General features: G+C 68.9%; 19 protein-coding genes. 16 read left to right on the top strand and 3 right to left on the bottom strand.

Features of this window, described 5'->3' with window-relative positions:
- Window position 1: 1 nt before the first annotated feature.
- From L1066_RS20235 to L1066_RS20190, 10 genes are all read left to right on the top strand, one after another.
- A complete protein-coding gene (locus L1066_RS20235; RefSeq protein ID WP_235737993.1) occupies window positions 2–838 on the top strand; it encodes an MlaE family ABC transporter permease in 837 nt (278 codons plus the stop codon).
- On the top strand, window positions 835–2,169 hold the full coding sequence (locus L1066_RS20230; RefSeq protein WP_235737992.1) for an MCE family protein: 1,335 nt from the start codon (window positions 835–837) through the stop codon (window positions 2,167–2,169). The genes L1066_RS20235 and L1066_RS20230 overlap by 4 nt, the downstream gene beginning before the upstream one ends.
- Window positions 2,166–3,188, top strand: coding sequence for an MCE family protein (locus tag L1066_RS20225; RefSeq protein ID WP_235737991.1), 1,023 nt, complete (start codon window positions 2,166–2,168; stop codon window positions 3,186–3,188). Before L1066_RS20230 ends, L1066_RS20225 begins: the two co-directional genes overlap by 4 nt.
- The gene (locus tag L1066_RS20220; protein ID WP_235737990.1) at window positions 3,188–3,403 is read left to right on the top strand and encodes a hypothetical protein; all 216 of its coding nucleotides are present in this window, start codon (window positions 3,188–3,190) and stop codon (window positions 3,401–3,403) included. Before L1066_RS20225 ends, L1066_RS20220 begins: the two co-directional genes overlap by 1 nt.
- Window positions 3,400–4,206 (top strand): MCE family protein, encoded by an 807-nt coding sequence (locus L1066_RS20215; RefSeq protein ID WP_235737989.1) that lies wholly within the window; start codon window positions 3,400–3,402, stop codon window positions 4,204–4,206. The genes L1066_RS20220 and L1066_RS20215 overlap by 4 nt, the downstream gene beginning before the upstream one ends.
- Window positions 4,203–5,321, top strand: coding sequence for an MCE family protein (locus L1066_RS20210; protein WP_235737988.1), 1,119 nt, complete (start codon window positions 4,203–4,205; stop codon window positions 5,319–5,321). Before L1066_RS20215 ends, L1066_RS20210 begins: the two co-directional genes overlap by 4 nt.
- A complete protein-coding gene (locus L1066_RS20205) occupies window positions 5,236–6,540 on the top strand; it encodes an MCE family protein (RefSeq protein WP_235737987.1) in 1,305 nt (434 codons plus the stop codon). Before L1066_RS20210 ends, L1066_RS20205 begins: the two co-directional genes overlap by 86 nt.
- Window positions 6,541–6,557: 17 nt before the next feature.
- On the top strand, window positions 6,558–7,691 hold the full coding sequence (locus tag L1066_RS20200) for an MlaD family protein (RefSeq protein WP_235737986.1): 1,134 nt from the start codon (window positions 6,558–6,560) through the stop codon (window positions 7,689–7,691).
- A 133-nt stretch (window positions 7,692–7,824) separates the two neighbouring features.
- On the top strand, window positions 7,825–8,304 hold the full coding sequence (locus L1066_RS20195) for a hypothetical protein (protein ID WP_235737985.1): 480 nt from the start codon (window positions 7,825–7,827) through the stop codon (window positions 8,302–8,304).
- Window positions 8,301–8,804 (top strand): hypothetical protein, encoded by a 504-nt coding sequence (locus L1066_RS20190; protein WP_235737984.1) that lies wholly within the window; start codon window positions 8,301–8,303, stop codon window positions 8,802–8,804. Before L1066_RS20195 ends, L1066_RS20190 begins: the two co-directional genes overlap by 4 nt.
- A gap of 30 nt (window positions 8,805–8,834) precedes the next feature.
- Here the strand turns inward: L1066_RS20190 and L1066_RS20185 are convergent, their stop codons facing one another.
- Both L1066_RS20185 and L1066_RS20180 read right to left on the bottom strand, forming a co-directional pair.
- Entirely contained in the window at window positions 8,835–9,254 is a 420-nt protein-coding gene (locus L1066_RS20185) for a CCDC90 family protein (protein ID WP_235737983.1), read from the bottom strand.
- A 161-nt stretch (window positions 9,255–9,415) separates the two neighbouring features.
- The gene (locus L1066_RS20180) at window positions 9,416–9,775 is read right to left on the bottom strand and encodes a DUF8819 family protein (protein ID WP_235737982.1); all 360 of its coding nucleotides are present in this window, start codon (window positions 9,773–9,775) and stop codon (window positions 9,416–9,418) included.
- A gap of 42 nt (window positions 9,776–9,817) precedes the next feature.
- Between L1066_RS20180 and L1066_RS20175 the strand changes: the two genes are divergently transcribed.
- From L1066_RS20175 to L1066_RS20155, 5 genes are read left to right on the top strand one after another with little or no spacing between them, the layout of a single operon-like run.
- A complete protein-coding gene (locus L1066_RS20175) occupies window positions 9,818–10,411 on the top strand; it encodes a nucleotidyltransferase family protein (RefSeq protein WP_235737981.1) in 594 nt (197 codons plus the stop codon).
- 9 nt (window positions 10,412–10,420) lie between these two features.
- The gene (locus L1066_RS20170) at window positions 10,421–11,335 is read left to right on the top strand and encodes an AAA family ATPase (RefSeq protein ID WP_235737980.1); all 915 of its coding nucleotides are present in this window, start codon (window positions 10,421–10,423) and stop codon (window positions 11,333–11,335) included.
- 7 nt (window positions 11,336–11,342) lie between these two features.
- Window positions 11,343–12,446: a vWA domain-containing protein gene (locus L1066_RS20165; protein WP_235737979.1), complete on the top strand. Its 1,104-nt coding sequence runs from the start codon at window positions 11,343–11,345 to the stop codon at window positions 12,444–12,446.
- On the top strand, window positions 12,439–13,749 hold the full coding sequence (locus tag L1066_RS20160; RefSeq protein WP_235737978.1) for an XdhC family protein: 1,311 nt from the start codon (window positions 12,439–12,441) through the stop codon (window positions 13,747–13,749). The genes L1066_RS20165 and L1066_RS20160 overlap by 8 nt, the downstream gene beginning before the upstream one ends.
- Window positions 13,634–14,830, top strand: coding sequence for a helix-turn-helix domain-containing protein (locus L1066_RS20155; protein ID WP_235737977.1), 1,197 nt, complete (start codon window positions 13,634–13,636; stop codon window positions 14,828–14,830). Before L1066_RS20160 ends, L1066_RS20155 begins: the two co-directional genes overlap by 116 nt.
- A 6-nt stretch (window positions 14,831–14,836) precedes the next feature.
- Here L1066_RS20155 and glpX read toward each other — a convergent pair whose 3' ends face one another.
- A complete protein-coding gene (gene glpX / locus L1066_RS20150; RefSeq protein WP_235737976.1) occupies window positions 14,837–15,862 on the bottom strand; it encodes a class II fructose-bisphosphatase in 1,026 nt (341 codons plus the stop codon).
- Between the two features lie 66 nt (window positions 15,863–15,928).
- Between glpX and L1066_RS20145 the strand changes: the two genes are divergently transcribed.
- The coding region (locus tag L1066_RS20145; RefSeq protein WP_235737975.1) for a DUF4245 family protein at window positions 15,929–16,561 on the top strand (633 nt) is incomplete at its 3' end.

Here is a 16,561-nt window from a genome sequence, read left to right as displayed (position 1 = left end):
CATGGCTGACGTGGAACCCCGGCTGCCGCTGGTCGACGCGCAGGTCGACAAGCTCGCCGGCGTCGGTCGAAACCTCCGCTTCCACGCCGCTGTGCTGGTGCGGATCCCCCACACCGTCGTGCGCTATCCGAAGGAAGTGCTGCGGCTGCTCTCGGAGGTGAGCTTCGGCTCCGGAGCACTGGCCGTCATCGGCGGCACCATCGGCGTGATGCTCGGGATGACCCTCTTCGTCGGCACCGTCGTCGGCATGCAGGGATATGCCGCGCTCGACCAGGTGGGCACTGCCACCCTCAACGGCTTCATCTCCGCCTACTTCAACACCCGTGAGATCGCCCCGTTGGTGGCGGCCCTGGCCCTCTCGGCCACCGTCGGCTCCGGTTTCACCGCCCAGTTGGGCGCGATGCAGATCAACGAGGAGGTCGACGCGCTCACCGCGATGGCGGTGCCGAGCGTGCCCTATCTCGTCACCACCCGCGTGGTCGCCGGCTTCATCGCGATCATCCCGCTCTATGTGATCGGCCTGCTGACCTCGTACGCCGGGTCACGGTTCATCACGGTCTATTTCTACGGCCAGTCGGCCGGCACCTACGACCACTACTTCAACCTCTTCCTCCCACCGATCGACATCCTGCTGTCGTTCGTGAAGGTGCTGATCTTCGCGGTGCTGATCATCCTGATCCACTGCCGCCTGGGCTTCATGGCCAAGGGCGGGCCCGCCGGCGTCGGCGTGGCGGTGGGCGCCGCCGTACGCCGCAGCATCGTCACCGTCGCAGTGCTCGACCTGGTGCTCTCCATGGCGCTGTGGGGGACGACCACGACCGTGAGGATCGCCGGATGAGCGCGCCCAAGCGTCGCCAGCTCAAGCGCGAACGGCGCTGGCCCGACCTGCTGCTCGGCGCCGGCTACGGCCTGATCATCCTGGCGCTGCTCGCCGGGGCCCTGGCCGCCTACAACCAGACCTTCAGCGATCGCATCGAGGTGACCTTGCAGACCGGCAAGATCGGCAACGCGCTGCAGAAGGGTTCCGACGTGAAGCTCCGCGGCGTGCCGGTGGGCCGGGTGAAGTCCATCGACGCCACCGCCACCGGGGCCGACGTGACCCTGGCGCTGGACCCCGACGTCGCCCGCGACCTCTCACCGGAGACCGTCGCCCGGCTGCTGCCGAAGACCCTCTTCGGGGAGCGGTACGTCGCCCTGGTCGCCACCGATCGCAGCGGGCAGGGACTGGAGGAGGGCGACGTCATCGTCGAGGACGACTCGACCGAGGCCGTCGAGCTCCAGGAGGTCTTCGACGAACTGCTCCCGATGCTCCAGGCGATCAAGCCAGACAAGCTCTCCGCGGCCCTCGGCGAGACCGTGCAGATGCTGCGCGACCAGGGCGAGTCCCTCGGCGACACGATGAGCGCCTGGGAGGCCTACTTCGCCAAGCTCAACCCACTCGTGCCCGAGATGGCCACCAACCTCGGCAAGTTCGCCCAGGTGACCGAGGTGTATGCCGACGCCGCTCCCGACCTGCTTGAGGCGGTGGAGTCACTGGCCGTCACCAACCGGACCCTCGTCGATGAGCAGACCAAGCTCAGCACCCTCTTCGCCTCCGTCGTCGGCGCTGCCGATGACACCACCGGCTGGATGCGCGACAACCAGTCGACGATCGTGGTGCTCTCCAAGGAGAGCCGGCGCGCTCTGAAGGCCGTGTCGCCGTACGCCTCGCAGTTCCCGTGCCTGCTGGAGTCGGCGCGCAAGTTCATCCCCGAGATGGAGCGCAACCTCGGCAAGGGCACTGACGAGCCCGGCATCCACGTCAAGCTCAACGTGGTGGCCTCGCGCGGCAAGTACGTCGCCGGCAAGGACAAGCCGCGCTTCGCCACCGACGGCAAGAAGAGCTGCCCCTACGTCACCGGGCAGAACCGCTCCCGCGGGGCCGTGCTCGGCGACGAGACGGTGGCACCGAAGCGGGAGGTGCCCGAGCCGATCGCCCCGCCGCCGGGCAACGTGCTGCGCGACCAGCTGGCTGCCGCCGGACTCGGCCAGGCCAACTCGCCGTCGGAGAACAGGCTGATCGCCGAGCTGATGGCACCCACCGTCGGCGTGGAGCCCGAGGAGTACCCCGACTGGGCCAGCCTGCTGGTCGGTCCGGTGCTGCGCAACGCGGAGGTGAGCATCCGATGAAGATCTCCCCACTGGTCGGGCTGACCGCCAAGAGCCTGGTCTTCACGATCGTCACGGTGCTGGCCACCGCTGCGCTCGGCGCCACCATCCTCAACAGCAAGGGTGACGCCAACCGTGAGTTCACCGCGATCTTCACCGACGCCACCAGCCTCAACAAGGGCGACGACGTGCGAATGAGCGGAGTCCGCGTCGGCACCGTCAGCGGGGTCGAGGTGCGCAACGACAGCGAGGCCGAGGTCACCTTCACCGTCAGCGACGACGTGCCGATGGAGCAGGGCACCAGTGTGGAGCTGCGCTTCCGCAACCTCGTGGGCCAGCGCTACGTCTCCCTCGAGCCGCCCGCACAGGCCGCCCCGGCACTGGAGGAGGGCCACACCTTCGAGCTCGGCGAGACCCGGCCAGCGCTCGATCTCACCGTGCTCTTCAACGGTTTCCAGCCGCTGCTGCGGATGCTCGACGCCAAGGACATCAACGCCCTCAGCGGCCAGATCATCGCGGTCTTCCAGGGCGAGGACGCCACCGTCGAGGGATTGCTGCGCAGCACCGCCAGCCTCACCTCGACGTTGGCCGATCGCGACCAGGTGATCGGAGACCTCATCGGATCGCTGAGCACCGTGCTGGAGACGATCGACACCCGCTCCGACGACCTCTCCACCACCTTGACCACCATGCAGCAGCTCGTCAGTGGCCTGGCTGAGGACCGCGAGGTCATCGGATCGACCCTGGACGGACTCGGTGACCTCACCGACAGCGTCTCCACCCTGCTGGCCGACACCCGCAAGCCGCTCAAGGGCAACATCGACGCGCTCGGCCAACTGTCGGGCAACCTCGCGGACTCCGAGGACGTGCTCGACACGTTCTTCACGACCCTTCCGGTGAAGTTCGACCGGATCGGCCGCACCGCGAGCTACGGCTCGTGGATCAACTTCTATCTCTGTTCGATCGAAGGGCGGATCCCGATGCCTGAGGGCTACATGGGCGACCTCGGAGTCAAGCCGGTTGCCGGGAGGTGCCGCTGATGGCGCGCTACCCGCTCTCCTTCGCCGAGCGCAACAAGGTGATCATCGCGCTCGGCGGGATCGCCGCGCTGGTCACGGTCTTCCTGCTGACCTTCAACGCGTCCTCGTTGCCGGTGATCGGCAACGGCGACACCTACACCGCTGAGTTCGCTGAGTCCGGGGGCTTCGCGAGGGCAACGAGGTGCGGGTCGCTGGGGTCAAGGTCGGGGAGGTGACCGACGTGCGGCTCGAGAAGGACGCCGTCGTGGTCAGCTTCCAGGTCAAGGGAGTGCACGTCGGCGACCAGACGACTGCTGCGGTCAAGGTGCGCACCCTGCTGGGGCGCAAGTACCTGGCGCTCTCGCCCCAGGGCCGCGAGGACCTCGACGGCAGGATCCCGCTGGCACGCACCACCACGCCGTACGACGTCAACGCTGCCTTCTCCGACCTCTCCGACGAGATCACCGCGATCGACACGGCCAAGCTGGAGAAGAGCCTCAACGTCTTGTCGACGACCTTCGAGGACACCCCCGAGTCGGTGCGGGAGATGGTCGACGGGTTGAGCGCCCTCTCGCGCACCATCAGCAGCCGCGACGAGGAGCTGGCGAGCCTGTTGGCCTCCACCACGTCGGTGACCGGCACGCTGAAGGACCGCAACGACGAGTTCGCCAAGATCATCCAGGACGGCTCCGACCTGCTCGGCGAGCTGGAGAACCGGCGCGAAGCGGTGCACGCCATGCTCACCGGCACCGCGCGGCTCGGCACCGAGCTCCAGGGGCTCGTGGCCGACAACGAGAAGACGCTCGCGCCGGCGTTGGCCAAGCTCGACCGGGTCTCGGAGATCCTGCAGCGCAACCAGGACCACCTCGAGGAGGCGCTGAAGAAGATGGGCCCCTACTACCGGGTCCTCGCCTCGGCCACCGGCAACGGCCACTGGATCGAGTCCTACCTGTGCGGCCTGTTCGACGAGGACCTCGCGCCGCTGCTCGACAACGACGTCATCCGCAACTGCCATCCCAAGAAGGGCGGTGGACGATGATGAAGTCCCGCCTCCTGCGCACCAGCGCGGTCGCTGCCCTCGTAGTCGTCGCCGGCGGTCTGACCGCCAGCCAGACGCTGCTGGCCGAGGAGGGCACCGAGATCTCGGCGCTCTTCCCGGCCACCGTCGGCCTTTATCCGGGCAACGACGTTCAGATCCTCGGCGTACCCGTCGGCCACGTGACCGAGGTGGAACCGGACGGCGGTCAGGTGCGGGTGGTGATGGAGCTCGAGCCCGGGCAGAAGGTCGACCCCGACACGGCCGCGGTGATCGTGGCGCCCACCGTCGTGAGCGACCGCTTCGTCCAGCTCACCGAACCGTGGACGGGCGGGCCGTCGATCAAGGACGGCACGGAGATCAGTGCCGATCGCACGGCTGTGCCCGTGGAGATCGACGATCTCTATCGGAGCATGATCGACGTCAGCGAGAAGCTCGGCCCACGTGGGGCCAACGCCAACGGTGCGCTCTCGCGGCTGCTGTCGGTGGCAGCTGACAACCTCGACGGCCAAGGTGCCGGGCTCAACCAGATGCTGCGCGAGTTCGGCAAGGCATCGTCGACGCTGTCGGGCATCGACGACGACTTCTTCGCCACGCTGGCGAATCTCGAGGAGTTCAATTCCATGCTCAAGGCCAATGACGGCGACGTCGCAGCGATGAACCGGCGCTTCGCGACCGTCACGGAGTATCTCGCTGCCGACCGGGATGAGCTGGCCGAGGCGACAGCCAACCTCGCCGACGCCTTCGTGGTGCTCGACGACTTCATCGCCGAGAACCGCGACCACCTGCGCACCAGCGTGAAGAAGCTCAACGGACCCACCAAGGTGCTCACCCGGCAGCGGGAGTCGCTCGAGGAGTCGGTGCGGTTGATCCCGTTGCTGCTGCAGAACTTCATCCAGGCCTACAACCCCAAGACCAACACCGTGGACGGTCGTGGCAACCTCAACGAGATCACCCTGTGGAGCAAGGACGGGCTCACTGCCCGCACCTCGCCCGACGCCCCGCCGGTGATGCTCGACGGGGAGGGGAGTGATGAGGCGCGTGCGGATCCTCGGCGGCGGCATCGCGCTGAGCCTGGCCCTCTCCGGCTGCGGGCTGTTGGGCGGCGGTGTCTATGACACCGACCTGCCCGGCGGCGCCGACCTCGGTGACAGTCCCATCAAGATCACCGCCGACTTCACCGACGTGCTCGACCTGGTGCCGCAGTCGAGCGTCAAGGTCGACAACGTCGAGGTAGGTCAGGTCTCGCGGATCTCCCTCAACGGCGACGGCCGCAGCGCCCGGGTCGAGCTCACCGTCAACAGCGACGCCGAGCTGCCCGCGGGCACCACCGCCCGACTGCAGCAGACCTCGCTGCTCGGTGAGAAGTACGTCGCCCTGGTGCGTCCCGCCGATGCCGTCCGTGGCGGCAGCGGCCTCGGGGACGGTGAGCACATCGGCGTGGCCGGCACCTCGCAGGCAGCGGAGGTCGAGCAGGTTCTCGGATCGCTCTCGCTGGTGCTCAACGGGGGAGGGGTGGAGCAGTTCCAGACCATCTCCCGCGAGCTGCAGGCGGTCTCGGCCGGGCGACCGGAGGAGATCAAGGGGTTCCTGCGTGAGCTCAACGCCTTCGTCGGCGGCCTCGACGAGCGCAAGGAAGCACTGACCGCGACCCTCGACGGGCTCGATCGCCTCGGCGCCACCCTCGAGAACGACAAGGACAAGATCGTGACCGCTCTGGAGGAGCTGAGCCCGGGCATGCAGGTGCTCGTCGACCAACGCAAGGGTCTGGTCCAGATGCTCACGGCGCTCGACCGGCTCTCCGCCGTCACCGTTGACACGCTCGACGCCGCGCAGGACGACATCGTCGCCGACCTCAAGGCGCTCGAACCGATCCTCGACCAACTGGCGAAGGCCGGATCCGACCTGCCCAACGCGCTCCAGATCCTGTTGACCTACCCCTTCCCGGACGCGGTGCTCGAGGCCATCAAGGGCGACTACTTCAACGTCTTCGTCACCACCAACTTCCAGACTCCCGACAACTGCGCGGCCCTCGCCTGCGCCTGGCCACAGCCGGGCTCGACGACTGCGGGGCGACGTACCGCCCCACGTGGTCCATCCCTGGCGCCGGGACTGCAGTGGGAGGACCATCCCGAACTCGGGACGGATCCCGGCGAGGAGCAGAGTGAGTCGCCCACCCCGTCGCCCACGTTCCTGACCCCGACCGACACGGCGGTGCCGGGGATCCCGTCGCCGAGCATCACCGTTCCGGCCAGTCCTTCGGACTCCCAGACGTCGTCGCCATCTGCCACCCTCCCCCATGCCGACCCGTCGGTGACCGTGGAAGGAGGTGAGTGACCGTGTTGAGTCGCAGCGTGAGATACAAGCTGGTTGCGTTCGTGATCGTCTCGGTTCTCGCCGCCGGATTCCTGTCGGTCAGGTACCTCGGTGTCGGCTCGTTCGGCGGCGACTACCGGGTCTCGGTTTCCCTGACCGAGGCCGGTGGCCTCTTCGAGAACGGAGAGGTCACCTACCGGGGTGTGCCCGTGGGTCGCATCGACGACCTGCGGGCCACTCCGGACGGGGTCGAGGTGGTGCTCCGGATCGAGGGCGACGCGCCGCCGATCCCTGACGACGTGCAGGTCGTGGTGGCCAACCGCTCCGCGATCGGCGAGCAGTATCTCGACTTGCGTGGAGAAGGCTCCGACGACCACCTGGTCGCGGGCGACCACCTCGATGCGCGTGACGCCCAGCTGCCGCCCAGGATCGACGAGTTGTTGCGCAGCGGCCGTGATTTCGTGGGGTCGGTGCCGCGCGACGACCTGGCCACCGTCATCGACGAGACCTATGAGTGGACCCGCGACGGTGCTGGGCCGCTGCGACAGATGAACACGACGCTCCAGGACTTCGCCGAGGCCGCCGAGGTCAACTTCCTGGTCACCTCTTCGCTCATCCGCAACTCCGGCCAGGTGCTCGACACGCAGCTGGCCGCGCAGGAGAGCATCCGTGGGTTCAGCCGGGACCTGTCGTTGCTGGCGTCGACGTTGCGCAGTTCGGACGCCGACTTCCGCGAGCTGATCCGCAGCACCCCTGCCACTGCTCGCGAGTTCCAGAAGGTGATCCAGGAGGTCGGCGGCCCGCTCGGGGCGCTGATGGCCAACCTGGTCACCCCGGCCCAGGTCTTCGGGATCAACGCCTCCGGTGTGGAGGACGCCATGATCCGGATGCCGGAGGCCTTCAGCATCGGATGGGCGATCAACTCCTCCAAGGGGCTCAACATGGGGCTCGCCCAGACGTACTTCGACCCGCTGCCCTGCACCTCCGGTTATGGGAAGACCCAGCCCCGCGAGGGAGTCGACACCTCGGAAGGGGAGGAGTTCAACCTCGAGGCCGGTTGCTCGCTGTCACCCTCCAGCGGGGTCAACGTGCGCGGACCCAAGAGCGTGAAGTCCGCCCCGCCGGTGCGGGTTCGGGTTGCGCACTCGCTCGATGAACTGATGGGACAGTGAGCAGACCGGTGGCAGCTGACGACTCGGGAGATGGCATGGCGGTTGATGTTGCTGATGACGTGGCGGAGCCCGACGAGGTGACCGCGTCGGTGGGGAGGCCACGCCGCGGGACGGCGTCCCCCGGTGGGCCCAGTTGGGCCTGCTGGCCGCAGCTCTTGCGGTGCTCGTGACCGGAGTGCTCGCCTGGCGCGGTGCCGGGAGCGACGATGCCGACCGGGCGGAGCGTCGCGACCAAGCACTCATCGAGGGGCGCCGACTCGTGGAGACCATGCAGACCATGGATCCGAGTGACCTCGCCGCCTCGCTCGAGCGGTGGCACGAGGCGACCGCCGGTGTGCTCCGCGACCAGCTCGAGAACGTCTCGGACGATGACCGCCAGGTGCTGCTCGACCAGCAGAAGCGGAGCGAGGCACGCGTCGTCGACGCGGCGCTGACCAAGCTCGGTGGTGACACCGCCGTCATGCTCGCCGCGGTCGAGGTGACCACCTTCGGCATCGATGACGCCGACGAGGAACCGGTGGTGAAGCGCAATCGCTTCGCTGCCGACCTGGTCCTGCGTGACGGAGCGTGGAAGCTGGAGAACCTGCAGCAGGTGGCGGTGGATGTCTCATGAGTCGTCTTCGCCAGCATTTCGTGCTCGTGGCTGCCGTCGTGCTGCTGATCGTGGGCGGTGCCTTCTGGCTGCGTGCCCACCAACTCGACAACCCACCCGCGCTCGACAACCAGGCCATGGTCGACGGAGCCGGGACCGAGCAGGTACGCACCGAGGTGGCCTATGCACTCACCGCGGTCTTCAGCTACGACCACGCCAACCCGGCGGCTGCCCAGGAAGCCGCCGACACCTACCTCGCCGATCGGGCCCGTGAGGAGTACGACGTGCTCCTCGCCTCGCTGCTCGAGCAGGCCCCGGGTCAGGAGCTCGTCCTGAGCGCCACCGTGCAGGACGTCGGGGTGAATGAGTTGCGTGATGACGAGGCCACCGCCGTCGCCTTCCTCGATCAACGCAGCGAACGCGCCGGTGACGAGGAGGCCACGGTCTCGGCAGCCCAACTTAATGTCACTGCCCGGCGCATCGGCGGAGCCTGGTTGATCGTCGACTTCGAGGTGCTGTGACCGGACCGGTCGCTCCGTCGTGCGGTTCGGTCAGCGCCCCTTCGCTGCCTCGCGGGCGAGCAGCCCGGTGACTGACGTGTTGAGGTCGTAGACCCTCGCATCGAGGGTGGCCACGGCCATCCGCAGCTCGGCAACGTCGGACTTGATCTCCATGCGGAGATCGGCGATGTCGGTCTTGAGTTCGGTGCGGAGGTTGTCGGTGGCTTGGTGGCAGGCGGCGATGTCGTTCTTGAGTTCGGTGCGGAGTTCGGCGATGTCGTTCTTGAGTTCGGTGCGGAGTTCGGCGATGTCGTCCTTGAGTTCGGTGCGGAGATCGTTCGTGGCCTGACGGCTGACGGCGATATCGCCCCTGAACTCGGCGCGCATGCTGCGGAGGTAGCCGAGGAGCACGGACATGGCCCCCGCCAGTGCGGCGAGGGAGACCCAGGTGTCCATGGTCAAGGCCTCCACTCCTCCATTCTGCGTCAAGCGTCGCTGGGTGACCAGCAAAGCGTCAGACGAGCCTCGGAGTGTGGCGGGTCGCGCCGGTTGTGGACGGAGGGGCCCATCCACAGGCCGGTCTCGCAGGAGCGGCGGACCGCAGCAGGGCGGGCCGGTCGAGGCGCTACGCGTCAGCGCGAAGCGGAGTCGGTGCCCAGGCCACCGAGTGGGGCAATCGCGGTGCCGGAGTGCTCGCAGACCCACACGGGATCGGGACCGCCGAGCTCGGGGTGGATGTAGAGGGCGTGCACGTCGTCGTCCTCGCACTGGGTGCACAGCGGCCAGCGACCGACCTTCTCGAGGAGGGCGTCCTGCACGTCCTGCGCGACCAGCCCGTCGACGTACTCCCGGCCGGCCGGCCACTGCTCGCTCCACCAACGTCGCTCGCTCACGGCGTCCTCCAACAGCGAGACCACGTCGGCGGTGGCGACACCGGTCGCCATCAGGTCGCGCATCACTCGTGCTCGGGTGGTGAGGAGGTCGTCGGCCATTCCTCCATTGTGCGTCGGAGGCGGTGATGAGAGGTTGAGGCCATGACCGTGGTGGGACTTCTGCTCGCTGCCGGAGCCGGCAGCCGGATGGGGCAGCCGAAGGCGCTGGTGCACGACCGCGAAGGCTCGTGGCTGCTGCGGTCGGTCGAGGTGCTGCTGGAAGGTGGTTGCGACGCGGTGCGCGTCGTGCTCGGAGCGGCGTACGACGATGCTGCGGCCCTGCTCGCCCGTCACTCCGACCCGCGGGTCACGCCGGTGCGTTCGCTCGACTGGGCCGAGGGAATGAGCGCGTCGCTGCACGACGGGCTGGTCGGCCTGGCGGACGACGTCGACGCAGTCGTGGTGCACCTCGTTGACCTCCCCGACGTAGGTGCCGACGTCGTGGCTGCGTTGTTGACCGGTGGCGCCGAGGCGCGACGGCTGGCGCGTGCCGCCTATGACGGTCGGCCCGGGCATCCGGTGTTGATCGGCCGTTCGCACTGGGCCGGCGTCCGTGACTCCTTGGCCGGCGACGAGGGCGCCAAGGGCTATCTGCGCGCGCACGACCATGAGTTGGTGGAGTGCGGGCACCTTGCCGGTGGACACGATGTGGACTCCTGGGGAGGACCAACCCCGCACCAACGTCGCTCTGGCTAGCCTGCATGCATGGAAGCCACAGCAGCGCAGCACGGTGCCGCCTCCCTGGAGGTCGCCTCCGTCGATGAGGTCGGGGACCGGATCGCGTCCACGGGATACGTCTGCGACGACGAGTTGGCCACCGTGGTGTTCCTGGCCATGCGGATGCAACGGCCGCTGCTGCTGGAGGGTGAGCCCGGCACCGGCAAGACCGCCCTCGCCGAGGCGTTGGCCGAGAGCTTCGACCTGCCACTGGTGCGGCTGCAGTGCTACGAGGGCATCGACGCCTCGCAGGCGCTCTACGACTGGGACTTCCCGCGGCAGATCCTGCACCTGCGGGCGCTGGAGGCAGTCGCCGGCACCACGGACGTGGAGGAGGCCGAGAAGAGCCTCTTCGACGAGCGCTTCCTGCTCGCCCGCCCCGTCCTGTCAGCGCTGCGGCAGGCGCCGGCGGTGCTGCTGGTCGACGAGGTCGACCGCGCCGACGACGAGTTCGAGGCGTTCCTGCTCGAGGTGCTCTCGACCTACCAGGTCTCCATCCCCGAGATCGGCACCGTCGCTGCCGCGACCCCACCGTTGGTGGTGCTCACCTCCAACCGCACCCGCGAGCTGCACGACGCGTTGAAGCGGCGCTGCCTCTATCACTGGATCGAGCACCCAGGGCTCGAGCGCGAAGTGCGGATCCTGCGCAGCCGCGCCCCGGAGCTCTCCGACCAGCTGGCCGAGCAGGTCGTGACCGTCGTGCAGCAGTTGCGCAGCGATGCCGGACTGCTCAAACCGCCGGGCGTCGCCGAGACGATCGACTGGGCCAAGGCGTTGCACCTGCTCGGCTCCCAGGAGCTCGACCTCGCCAAGGCAGCTGCCACTCTCGGTGCGCTGGTGAAGTACCGCGAGGACGACGAGCGGGTGCGCAAGGCGCTCGACCGCATGCTTGCCGGTCAGTGAGCAGACCGTGACGACGCACGCCCCCGACGAGATCCTGCTCGGCTTCAGCCGCGCGCTCCGGGCAGCCGGGGTGCCCGTCACCCAGGACCGCAACCTCTCCTTCCTCGTCGCCGCCACGGAGCTCGGTGCCGGCGACCCGACGCACGTGCGGTTGGCCGGCCACGCCACCTTGTGCGCCGGGCCGGAGGACGTCGCGCGCTTCGACCGGGTCTTCGACGCCTGGTTCAACCACCGCGAGCCGGCGCTCAGCGCCAAGGAGCCGCCGCCCGCCGCCCGCACCACCATCGCGCGCCTGCCCGACAGTGAGAGCAGCGGCGAGGGCGAGGAGGAGAGCGACACCATCCATGCCCTGGCCAGCGACACCGAGGTGTTGCGGCACCGCGATGTGGCCGAGATGAGCCCGAACGAGAAGCACCGCCTCGCGACGATGTTCGCAACGTTGCGTCCGCGACCCCCGCTGCGGCGTACCTCTCGTCACCGGAGGTGGCACCGCGGTGAGGTGGACGCCCACCGCACCCTGCGCGCCATGCTGCGGCGGATGGGGGAGCCCGGCGAGATCGCCCACCGCCGGCAGGCGCGCAAGCCGCGACGGGTGGTGGTGCTGCTCGACATCTCCGGGTCGATGGCGGCGTACGCCGAGGCGCACCTCCGGCTGGCCCACCGGATCGCCCAGGGAGGCGGGCCGGTCGAGGTGTTCACGGTCGGTACCCGACTGACCCGGATCACCCGTGCCCTGAGGTTGCGTGATCCCGACCGCGCGCTTGCTGCCGCCGGTGACACCGTGCCCGACTGGTCGGGCGGCACCAGGCTGGGCGAGTCGTTGCAGGCCTTCCTCGACCGCTTCGGTGCCCGGGGGATGGCTCGTGGCGCGGTGGTCGTGCTGGTCAGCGACGGCTGGGAGCGCGGCGACACGACGTTGCTCGCCGAGCAGATGGCCAGGCTGGGGCGGCTCGCGCACCGTGTCGTGTGGGTCAACCCGCATCGTGGCAAGGTGGGTTATGAACCCGTGCAACAGGGGGTGCTCGCCGCGCTGCCGCACGTCGACGACTTCTTGGCCGGACATTCACTGGCGACCTTCGCCGAGCTGATGGAGGTGGTGGGGAATGCGTGAGGTGTTGCCTCAGCTGCTGGAGTGGTGGGAGCGTGGAGAATCGGTCGGGATGGGCACCGTGGTGGCCACCTTCCGATCGGCGCCGCGCCCTCCGGGGGCATCGATGCTCGTCGGGCCTTCGGGCGAGGCGGTCGGTTCGGTCTCGGGCGGCTGCGTCGAGGGCGCCGTCTACGAGTTGGGGCAGGAGGTCGTCGGCACCGGCCGAGCGGAGCTGAAGCGCTACGGCATCTCCGACGACGACGCCTTCGAGGTCGGGCTCACCTGTGGTGGCATCCTCGACGTCTTCGTCGAGAAGGTCGACCGGGAGACCTTCCCGGAGCTCGGTGACATCGCTGCCGACATCGAAGCCGGTCGACCTGTCGCCGTGGCCACCGTGGTGGAGCACCCCGACCCCGAGGTGCTCGGCGCTCGCGTGGTGCTGCGGCCCGATGCCGTGGTCGCCCCGCTCCCGCGTGGCTTCTCCCAGCGGATGGTCGACGCGATCCGCGACGACGCCCTGGGGCTGTTGGCCAACGGCCGCAACGAGACCTTGACCTACGGCACCGACGGGGAGCGGCGCGGTGAGGGGATGCGGGTCTTCGTCTGGGGATTCGCGCCGCGTCCGCGAATGCTGGTGTTCGGCGCCATCGACTTCGCCGCCGCCGTCGCTCGGGTCGGGGACTTCCTCGGCTACCACGTGACCGTCTGTGACGCCCGGCCGATCTTTGCCACCCACACCCGTTTCCCGCATGCCGACGAGGTCGTCAACGAGTGGCCCCACCGCTACCTCGAGGCGGAGCGTGATGCGGGGAGGGTCGACCAGCGCACTGTCATCTGCGTGCTCACCCACGACCCCAAGTTCGATGTACCCCTGCTCGAGGTGGCGCTGCGCCTCCCCGAGGTGGCGTACGTCGGCGCGATGGGTTCGCGGCGTACCCACGACGACCGCACCCAACGCCTTCTGGAGGCCGGGGTGAGCGAGGACGAGCTGGCGGGGCTGCGTAGCCCGATCGGCCTCGACCTGGGCGCGCGGACCCCTGAGGAGACGGCCATCAGCGTCGCGGCCGAGATCATCGCCGGACGTTGGGGCGGATCGGGGAGCCCTTGGCCTCCCGGGAGGGCCGGATCCACGGGTAGTGTGATGGTCGTCACCCCCGAGGAGTGCCATGACCGACCCGTTGGACCTGAGCGGTCGTCGTGGCGATGCGATGCACGCCTGGACGGCCTTCGTCGAGCACGGCGACGCGGTGCAGACCGCGGTGCGCCCCGAGATCCTGAAGAGCTGGCGGCGTTCTCGTGCGGCGAGCGCCGAGGAGGTCACTGAGGCGCCGTTGGCCGATGAGGGCGAGACTCGCGACTACTGGCACAGCTCGCCGCTGCAGGTGGCGGTCGAACGCGTCCAGGAGGAACTGCGGCGTACCGCTGAGGACGGTGACCTGGTGCTGGCGGTCACCGACCCGCAGACGCGGATCCTGTGGACCTACGGCGGCCGGGTGATGCGGCGTCGTGCCGAGACGGTCAACTTCGTCGCCGGCGGTTGCTGGGACGACGAGTCGATCGGCACGAATGCGCTCGACCTGGCCAACCGGCACGCCTCCCCGAGCATGGTGTTCTCCGCCGAGCACTATTCGCCGGCGGTCCACAACTGGGTCTGCTGGGCGGCGCCCCTGCACGACCCGGCGACGGGGGAGCAGCTCGGTGTGGTCGACCTCTCGACGACGTGGGACCGCACCCACCCGATCGGCCTGGCCACCGCGCGGGTGCTGGCCCGTCTCATCGAGACCGCACTTCCGCGAAGTGGTCACCCGGTGCCGTTCGACCCCTACGAGGTGGCGCAGCCGGGGTTGGAGCTGAAGCTGCTCGGCAAGGTCGAGGCACGTCTCGACGGGGCACGGTTGCTGCTGAGTCGTCGACAGACCGAGATCCTGGCGCTGCTCGCGCTGCACCCCGAGGGGCTCAGCGTCGACCAGTTGCACGCCATGCTCTACGGCGACGCCCAGATCACGCTCTCCACCTTGAAGGCGGAGGTCTCCCACCTGCGTAGCGCCCTCGCGGGCCAGCTGGCGTCCCGGCCCTATCGGCTGACGATGCCGGTGCGCAGCGATGTCGAGACCGTGTTGGAGCTGCTCCGGCGGGGCCAGGTGGGCCCGGCGGTCGAGGAGTACGGCGGTGACCTGCTCCCCGGCACCGACTCGCCGGCGCTGATCGAGCTCGCCGACTACGTGGCGGTGGCCGTGCGGGAGGCGTTGCTGGCCAATCCGCTGCCGACTGCCGTGGTGCGCTACACCGAGCTGGCGCCGTACGACGTCGAGGTGATGGAGGTCTGCCTGGCCTCGTTGGCGGGATCGGCGCACCCCGCCCAGGCCCTGCTCAAGGGCCGACTGGCCGCTGCCGGCCGGCCCTGAGCGTGCTCAGCTGCTGAAGTCGATGGCCGAGTAGGCGCGGAGCTTGGCGATCTTGTGCTCGCTGATGATGTTGCGGATGGTGCCGCTGCGTGAACGCATCACGAGTGAGTGGGTGGTCGCGCCGCCGGAGCGGTAGCGGACGCCCTTCATGAGCTCGCCGTCGGTGATGCCGGTGGCGACGAAGAAGCAGTCGTCGCCGGTGATGAGGTCGTCGGTCTGGAGCACCTTGTCGAGGTCGTGCCCGGCATCGATGGCACGCTGACGCTCGTCGTCGTCGGTGGGCCACAGACGACCCTGGATCTTGCCGCCGATGCACTTCATCGCACAGGCGGCAATGATGCCCTCGGGGGTGCCGCCGATGCCCAGGAGCAGGTCGATGCCGGTGTCGGGGCGGGCCGCCATGATGGCGCCGGCCACGTCGCCGTCGGTGATGAACTTGATGCGGGCGCCCGTGGCGCGGATCTCCTCGGCCATCTGGAGATGGCGCGGGCGGTCGAGCAGGACGACCGTGACGTCCTCGGCCTCGGAGCCCTTGGCCTTCGCGACCCGGCGGATGTTCTCGGCGATGGGCAGGCGGATGTCGACCACGTCGGCGGCCTCCGGGCCGGTGACGAGTTTCTCCATGTAGAAGACGGCGGAGGGGTCATACATGGTGCCGCGCGGGGCGACAGCGAGGACGGAGACTGCGTTGGCCATGCCCTTGGCGGTGAGGGTGGTGCCGTCGATCGGGTCAACCGCGACGTCGCACTCGGGACCCGAGCCGTCGCCGACCTGCTCGCCGTTGTAGAGCATCGGGGCGTCGTCCTTCTCGCCCTCGCCGATCACCACGGTGCCGTTCATGCCAATGCTGGAGATCATCACCCGCATGGCGTTGACCGCGACGCCGTCAGCGCCGTTCTTGTCACCGCGACCCACCCACCTGCCGGCCGCCATGGCGGCGGCCTCGGTGACTCGGACCAGCTCCAGTGCAAGGTTGCGGTCCGGGGACTCGGGGTCGACGCGGAATTCGGCGGGGCGGCGGCTCTGTGGCATGAGGGGAATCCTATCGGCACGACCCGGCCGTCGGTGCGCGGGAAGCGATCGGGGAGAATCGTGCGGGTGAGTGGTCAACGTGGCGGTCGGTACGAGCGCAGCTTCGGCGGGATGATCGGTGCGCTGGTGGTGACCCTGGCGGTGATCATCGGCTTCGTGCTCTTCCGGGCGTTGGTCCGTGAGGACCTCGAGATCACTCGCGAGACGGTCGCCTACGAGCCCGTGGTGCGCGCCTTCCAGGACGGCGGCGACCTCACGATCGCCTATCCGCCGGAGCTGCCCGCAGGTTGGCGCTCCGTCGGCGCCGGCCCCTCCGGCAACGGCTGGTCGCTCGACGTGCTCACCGAGGACGACGAGTTCTCGGTGGGGCTGCGCCAGGAAGCACGTTCAGTGCCCGAGATGCTGCGGGTCTACGTCAACGACGAGGGCCAGGCGGAGAAGGACGGCTCCGTCGAGCTCTCCAGCGACCTCGCTTCGGAGTGGGACGTCTATCGCGACAGCAGTGACGGCGACTACGTGCTCGTTGCCGAGGTCGGTGAGCAGCACCTGATGGTCTTCAGCCGGGCCCCGGAGAAGACGGTCCAGGCCTACGTGGAGAGTCTCACCACCGACAAGCTTCCCCCGCCGAGTAGCCGCCGCCGTCGGTCGACCCTCCCGAGACCCTCGCGGCCCACCCCGTTGGTCGAGCCCGTCGAGACC

Source organism: Nocardioides alcanivorans (assembly GCF_021555175.1).
Taxonomy (GTDB): Bacteria; Actinomycetota; Actinomycetes; order Propionibacteriales; family Nocardioidaceae; genus Nocardioides; species Nocardioides alcanivorans.
This window is presented reverse-complemented; position numbering and strand designations above follow the sequence as displayed.

Coding starts and splice junctions, on each gene's coding strand:
- L1066_RS20235 (WP_235737993.1), top strand. CDS start 2: ATGGCTGACGTGGAACCCCGGCTGCCGCTGGTCGACGCGCAGGTCGAC.
- L1066_RS20230 (WP_235737992.1), top strand. CDS start 835: ATGAGCGCGCCCAAGCGTCGCCAGCTCAAGCGCGAACGGCGCTGGCCC.
- L1066_RS20225 (WP_235737991.1), top strand. CDS start 2,166: ATGAAGATCTCCCCACTGGTCGGGCTGACCGCCAAGAGCCTGGTCTTC.
- L1066_RS20220 (WP_235737990.1), top strand. CDS start 3,188: ATGGCGCGCTACCCGCTCTCCTTCGCCGAGCGCAACAAGGTGATCATC.
- L1066_RS20210 (WP_235737988.1), top strand. CDS start 4,203: ATGATGAAGTCCCGCCTCCTGCGCACCAGCGCGGTCGCTGCCCTCGTA.
- L1066_RS20205 (WP_235737987.1), top strand. CDS start 5,236: ATGAGGCGCGTGCGGATCCTCGGCGGCGGCATCGCGCTGAGCCTGGCC.
- L1066_RS20190 (WP_235737984.1), top strand. CDS start 8,301: ATGAGTCGTCTTCGCCAGCATTTCGTGCTCGTGGCTGCCGTCGTGCTG.
- L1066_RS20180 (WP_235737982.1), bottom strand. CDS start 9,775: ATGGCCGACGACCTCCTCACCACCCGAGCACGAGTGATGCGCGACCTG.
- L1066_RS20175 (WP_235737981.1), top strand. CDS start 9,818: ATGACCGTGGTGGGACTTCTGCTCGCTGCCGGAGCCGGCAGCCGGATG.
- L1066_RS20170 (WP_235737980.1), top strand. CDS start 10,421: ATGGAAGCCACAGCAGCGCAGCACGGTGCCGCCTCCCTGGAGGTCGCC.
- L1066_RS20160 (WP_235737978.1), top strand. CDS start 12,439: ATGCGTGAGGTGTTGCCTCAGCTGCTGGAGTGGTGGGAGCGTGGAGAA.
- L1066_RS20155 (WP_235737977.1), top strand. CDS start 13,634: ATGCACGCCTGGACGGCCTTCGTCGAGCACGGCGACGCGGTGCAGACC.
- glpX (WP_235737976.1), bottom strand. CDS start 15,862: ATGCCACAGAGCCGCCGCCCCGCCGAATTCCGCGTCGACCCCGAGTCC.